This is a genomic window from Arthrobacter subterraneus, from assembly GCF_900099735.1.
GTDB classification, from domain to species: Bacteria; Actinomycetota; Actinomycetes; order Actinomycetales; family Micrococcaceae; genus Arthrobacter_D; species Arthrobacter_D subterraneus.
Genome location: NZ_FNDT01000047.1, coordinates 1 through 4,958, shown reverse-complemented (window position 1 = coordinate 4,958; position 4,958 = coordinate 1). Strand labels below are relative to the sequence as shown.

Sequence of the window (4,958 nt, the reverse complement as noted above, 5' to 3'; positions counted from 1 at the left end):
TGCTTCAGGATGGTGTTCGCCCGCCGCAGTTCGCGGACCTCGCGCTCGAGCTCGGTGATCCGCTCCGCATCGCTGCTCGTTGTGCCCGGGCGCAGTCCCTCATCGATCTCGGCCCGCTTCACCCAGGTCCGCAACGCTTCCGGGTTCACTCCGAGCTGTTCACCGACACGCCCGAACGCTCCGGTCCTTGTTGCCGGGTTCTTTCGCGCCTCGATCACCATCCGAGTCGCACGCTCGCGCAACTCGATCGGGTACTTCCGCTGTGCTGCCATGAAAAACATCCTCCGGGTAATCGATGTCTCCATCAAACCCGGTACGGTTCACGGAGATGTTCCTATAGACAAATCGGCAATATGGATCGGTGCCTGGAATTCTCGCTTGTACGGCTGATCTTCGCGCGGAAGACCTATGGACTTCCGGCGGTGTGCGCAACCGCGTATGTCCCGTCTTGGTTTGTGGGGAAGAGAGCTGTCCCGTCGGGAAGCACGGCTATGGGAAGGGCATACTCGCCCGAGGTCAGTGTCTTGCCCGATTGGAGATCGATTTTGACGGATTGGCCGTCTACCCGCGCATAGGCCACTCCTGCACCGGCGGCTGTTGTGGCAGCTGGGCTATCGGAGTCTTTGGTCCAGATCACACCCTTTCCTGCACGTACTGCGGTGATGCGGTATGCACCGTTGGCCCGTTGGGAAGTCAAGAGGACGGTTTGGGTGGCGTCATCGACCGTGGCCTCACCGGAGGGGATTCCATCCACCTGGCCCAGTGCCGCACCGGTCCTGAAATCGTGAAGTACGGCAACACTCTGCCCTGCGGAATCAGTCCAGTTCAAGATTAGGATATTTCCCGTTGCGGGCCCGTAATCGCCATCGTATCGGGCGCTGCTCCCTGCGTTGACGTCGATGAATCCTGGACTGAGCTGGGTTGAGCTCCAAAGCGTGTCGCCCGAGCTGGTGTCGATAGCAGTGAAACTTTCTGCGGTGCCCTGCAGGGCGGTGCCGTGGTGCTCGTAAAGGGCCATTCCGGCCGGTTCGCCGACGACTACGCCGGATGCGGCGTCCAACAGCGTGGCCGGTGTCCGCTCGTTCGTGAGCGCCTTGGGCGTGTTTGCGAAGATCAGTCCGCTTCCCGGGGACGGGCCTGGAACCTCCGTCGGCCCCCATAGCGGTTTCGCGTCTGCGGCGGAGAAGGCGGTAGCCACGGTAGTGCTCACTTTGCCCCGACCGTCCTTCCGGGCGTCGGAGTCCAAGATGACGATCGCCGCTTCGTCTCCAACCCGTATTGGCACCGTCCCCACACAGGAGGGGTTGGTATCCACCCGCCAGATGGTGCCGGTGGCGTTGAAGCCGTAAAAGCTCAGTTGGGAGTTGCCCTCATGGGGGAAGACCGAACCGACGAAGGTGTCCCCTATCGCGAAGGGGGTACTGTCGATCCTCACCTCGGAAGCGACTTCGAATCCCGGGAAAAGTCTATTATCAAGGTCCGTGTGGGGGGCAGTTGTTGGCGGTTCACCTATGTCGACGCGTCGGGCACCAGTCCGCTCAGTGTCGGGCAGGCAACCCGTCACAACCAAGAGCGCAATCAGGGAGATGCTGAGCGCCATGCGCCCGCGGATATGTTCGAACATTTCAGAATCCGACGGTAGCATGCACCAGGGACGGCCCCGCCTGCCGAGGCCCCCTGATGTCGACGAGCGACGAAGATATTCATTCAACCGGCGCGGTAAATGTTTATACATTTGAGACATTTCTCTGTACATTGGAGGTGCGTCGCGCGTCTTCGCGGCGTCCTCAGCTTGTTACCGAACTCTGCCGCTCGCTGAGGTTCCCAGTAAGAACACTGTGGCAGGGGCGGGGGAACCACTTTTGGGTTCCATCTGAACTCTTGGGGTTAAGTCATCCGATACCCGTATCGGACGACCGGGTGACTCCCACCCGAATCCGACAGCTCACCTCGCAGGTATCGGGAGAGGCTACTTTCGTGTCACTGAAGAACACCCATGCCCGCCACCGTGCGGACACCACCCGTCCGTTGGCAAAAATTTGGGGCACCACCCCCGGATCCCAGCATTCTCGTCCGCGACAGGCCGCAGTAGTCGTCGTCGGCGCTGGAATGCTTCTCGGAAGTGCCGTACCGGCCCAGGCGGGAGCAATATCCTCCGCCCCCGCTGCGGATGTCACGGCGGTCCAGACTTGGAGCGCACAAGCAGGTTCGTCCTACACCGTGCAGTCCGGGGACACCCTGGGACAGATCGCCGCGCAACACGGTATCGACCTGTCGGCCCTTCTGTCGTTGAACGGGCTGTCCTTGGAGTCCGTGATTTACCCCGGCGATCGCATCAACCTCACCGCCTCGGCTGCTGGTCCGGCAGCAGCTCCGCGGTTGATGACATTGGCTGGCTCGATCGGGTCAGCAGAAGAATCGTCTTCCGCGGTGCCGGACAACAGCCGGGAGGAGTCGGCGTCCTCGTCGACCAACCAGGCGATCCTCGCAGCAGCGCGCGCCCAGCTGGGAGCAGTTCAGGACTGTACTGTTCTGGGCGAGGTTGCGTTGCGCGCCGCCGGAATCACAGGCGTTGGGGACGAGTCCCCCGAGTCGTTGATGGCCTATGCGACACCCGTCTCAAACCCGCAGCCCGGCGACTTCATCTACTACGCCGATGGCGGCATGGGCTTTTCGCATAATGCCGTCTACATCGGGAACGGCCAGGCGATTCACAGCGGCTGGAACGGCAACCAGACTGTCATCGAAAGCGTCGATGTCGGATCCGGTCCGGTTTACTACCGGGTGAACGCCTAGCCTTCCGGCTCACGGCCCTGCCATGGCTGCGCTGTGGCAGGGCCCTGGCGGGAAACAAACCGGACCGGGAAGCAGTGGGACCGTCCCGGCAACCGAGCACACGGGGCCTGGATCCGAAACCGGGATCACCGCTCGGCGGTCAGTGCGAGGCATGCCCCGCCCCCCCCCAAGTCCCGCACCTGAAAAGTCGTGCACCTGAGCGAGGCGCGCAGTCTGCTGGTCTCGCCGCCGCACACGCAGACGCCTATATGCGGTTCTGTGTGGAGCCCGTTCAAGGAGTTGAAGTGTCGTCCTCCCATTCCCCCGCACCCGAGCGGCCGAGCAGACGCGCCCTGGTGGCGTCCATCGCGGTTGCCGTCTCGGTCCTTCTGATCCTGCTGATTGGCATAATCGCTTCACGCACCGGCGCTTCACAGGAGGCAAGCACCACGACTACTCCTCCCGGGCAAAGTGCAGCTGAGGAGCCTCTGGATTTGTCACGGCGGGCTGCTGGTGATCCGACCGCGCTCGGCGAGGTGGATGCCCCCGTGGTCCTGATCGAGTACGCGGATTACCGCTGCCCGTTCTGCGGCTTGTTCTCCCGGGACACACTGCCTTCCCTGGTCGACAAATATGTGGAAAGCGGAGATTTGCGCATTGAATGGCGGGACCTGCCGGTGTTCGGTGAGCAATCCTTCAGCGCGGCCGTGGCCGGGCGGGCAGCCGGCGAGCAGGATCGATTCTGGGAGTTCAATAAGGCGGTCTTTGCCGAAGCACCCAAACGTGGCCATATCGACCTACCGGAAGAACGGTTACTCGAACTGGCTCAGGAAGCCGGGGTACCGGACCTGGAGAAGTTCCGGAACGACCTGCAATCGGAAGAACTTGCCGCAGCGGTCACCAACGATGCACAAGAAGCTGCATCCCTTGGCGCCACTGGAACCCCAACCTTCCTGGTCAACGACACACCCCTGATCGGGGCCCAGCCCCTGGCCGCGTTCGAGCAGGCCATCGAAGGTGAGCTCAAAGAAGCGGGTCAACGGTAGATGGTCATCGGTTACGCCGGAGCCTTCATCGGTGGCCTGCTGAGCCTACTGAGCCCGTGTTCGGCCCTTCTGCTGCCAGCCTTCTTCGCGTACGCCTTCACCACTGCCACCAGGCTTGTGGCCAGGACCGGGCTGTTCTACCTGGGACTGCTTGTAACCCTCGTTCCGATGGGCATCTTCGCCGGCGCGCTTGGATCCCTGTTAACCCAACATCGCACTGCACTCATTGCCACCGCTGCAAGCCTGGTCATCGCCCTGGGCCTGATCCAGCTGCTCGGAATCCGCCTACCCGCGTGGTTCCGTAGCCGTGCCCGGGGGGAAGGTTCACGATTGTCGGTCTTTGTTCTCGGTACCGTCTACGGGGTGGCCGGTGCCTGCACCGGACCTATTCTGGGTTCAGTCCTGACCGTGGCCGCAGTAGGAAGCAATCCCGTGTATGGCGCTGTATTGTTGGCAGTCTATGCGCTCGGAATGGCCCTGCCGCTGTTTGTGTTGGCGCTCTTCTGGGATCGGCTGGGGATTTCCGGGCGACGCTGGCTACGGCCCCGACCGGTCACGGTGGGCCGATGGTCCAATTCAGTAGTGATGATTATTTCCGGCAGCCTTTCCATTGGAATAGGAATACTGCTGCTGGCCACCGACGGCACCGCAGGCCTTGGCGGGTTGCTCACCGTATCCGATCAGTTCCGCCTTGAGTCCGCCGCCAGCGGCGCAGCTTCGGCTCTACCCAACACCGCGTTCATGGTCGCCGCTGCTGCACTGTTGGCGCTGGCTGCCGTCCTCAACTGGAGAATCCGGCGACGCCCCAAGCCAGTTGAAACCGACCGCCCATCATCCAACGATCACGAAGAAGAGAGCGTTCAATGACGAACAGTGCACGTAGTGTAAGGGCCCGCAGTTCACTGACTTCAGCTTTGGCACAATGGCCCGCCCGGCGATGGATCGCCGCCACCGGTGTCGCAATCCTGACCTACTTCGTCGTAGCCATCCCGACAGACCTGATCGATACCCTGTTGTTCACCCGTGAGGTTCCACCGACGTGGTGAACCGTACCGGGTTTGATGGAGACATCGATTACCCGGAGGATGTTTTTCATGGCAGCACAGCGGAAGTACCCGATCGAGTTGCGCGAGCGTG

At 62.0% G+C, this 4,958-nt stretch carries 5 protein-coding genes and 1 riboswitch; of the genes, 3 read left to right on the top strand and 2 right to left on the bottom strand.

Annotated features, from left to right (window positions below):
- A partial coding sequence (locus tag BLS52_RS18110) for a transposase (protein ID WP_425425048.1) occupies nucleotides 1-221 on the bottom strand: 221 nt, incomplete at its 3' end.
- Nucleotides 222-406: 185 nt separating this feature from the next.
- A complete protein-coding gene (locus tag BLS52_RS18105; protein WP_139186332.1) occupies nucleotides 407-1,435 on the bottom strand; it encodes a hypothetical protein in 1,029 nt (342 codons plus the stop codon).
- Nucleotides 1,436-1,796: 361 nt separating this feature from the next.
- Nucleotides 1,797-1,973: riboswitch (cyclic di-AMP (ydaO/yuaA leader) on the top strand.
- A 4-nt stretch (nucleotides 1,974-1,977) separates the two neighbouring features.
- Here BLS52_RS18105 and BLS52_RS18100 point away from each other — a divergent pair.
- The 3 genes from BLS52_RS18100 (at nucleotide 1,978) to BLS52_RS18090 (ending at nucleotide 4,688) form a co-directional block, all read left to right on the top strand.
- The gene (locus BLS52_RS18100; protein WP_175460241.1) at nucleotides 1,978-2,796 is read left to right on the top strand and encodes a C40 family peptidase; all 819 of its coding nucleotides are present in this window, start codon (nucleotides 1,978-1,980) and stop codon (nucleotides 2,794-2,796) included.
- Between the two features lie 248 nt (nucleotides 2,797-3,044).
- Nucleotides 3,045-3,821 carry a DsbA family protein gene (locus BLS52_RS19030; RefSeq protein ID WP_090588573.1) on the top strand — a complete coding sequence of 259 codons (777 nt, stop codon included), beginning with the start codon at nucleotides 3,045-3,047 and terminating at the stop codon, nucleotides 3,819-3,821.
- Entirely contained in the window at nucleotides 3,822-4,688 is an 867-nt protein-coding gene (locus tag BLS52_RS18090) for a cytochrome c biogenesis CcdA family protein (RefSeq protein WP_090588572.1), read from the top strand.
- Nucleotides 4,689-4,958 lie beyond the last annotated feature (270 nt).